The 696-nt window shown below is 64.1% G+C and carries 1 protein-coding gene; it reads left to right on the top strand.

Features of this window, described 5'->3' with window-relative positions:
- Positions 1-19: 19 nt before the first annotated feature.
- A partial coding sequence (locus A5673_RS30640) for a cyclopropane mycolic acid synthase family methyltransferase (protein ID WP_082958781.1) occupies positions 20-696 on the top strand: 677 nt, incomplete at its 3' end.

Below are 696 nucleotides of genomic sequence, written 5' to 3' on the forward strand. Positions count from 1 at the left end.
TTACGAAGAGTCGCAATCGATCTATGACGTTTCAGACGAGTTCTTCGCGCTCTTCCTAGACCCGACGATGGGGTACACCTGCGCGTATTTCGAGCGCGACGATATGACCCTCGAGGAGGCGCAGAACGCCAAGTTCGACCTGGCGCTGGGCAAGCTGAACCTCGAGCCCGGGATGACGCTGCTCGACATCGGCTGCGGCTGGGGCGGAGCGCTGCAACGGGCGATCGAGAAGTACGACGTGAACGTCGTCGGCCTGACGCTGTCGGAGAACCAGGCCGACCACGTGCAGAAGATGTTCGACCAGATGGACACGAACCGCTCGACGCGGGTGCTGCTGGAGGGCTGGGAGAAGTTCGACGAGCCGGTGGACCGCATCGTCTCCATCGGCGCCTTCGAGCACTTCGGCCGCCAGCGCTGGGGCCACTTCTTCAAGATGGCCTACCGGGTGCTGCCGGCCGAGGGCGTCATGATGCTGCACACCATCACGCGTCCCACGTTCAAAGAGGCCAGGGCGCAGGGCAATCCGCTCACCCACGAAGTGGTCCACTTCACCCAGTTCATCCTGGCCGAGATCTTCCCGGGCGGCTGGCTACCGACGATCCCGTCGGTCGAGGAGCACGCGGAGGAGGTCGGCTTCAAGATCACGCGCACCCAGTCGCTGCGGCTGCACTACGCGACGACCCTCGAAACGTGGGC

Source organism: Mycobacterium sp. E3198, assembly GCF_001667015.1.
GTDB lineage: Bacteria > Actinomycetota > Actinomycetes > Mycobacteriales > Mycobacteriaceae > Mycobacterium.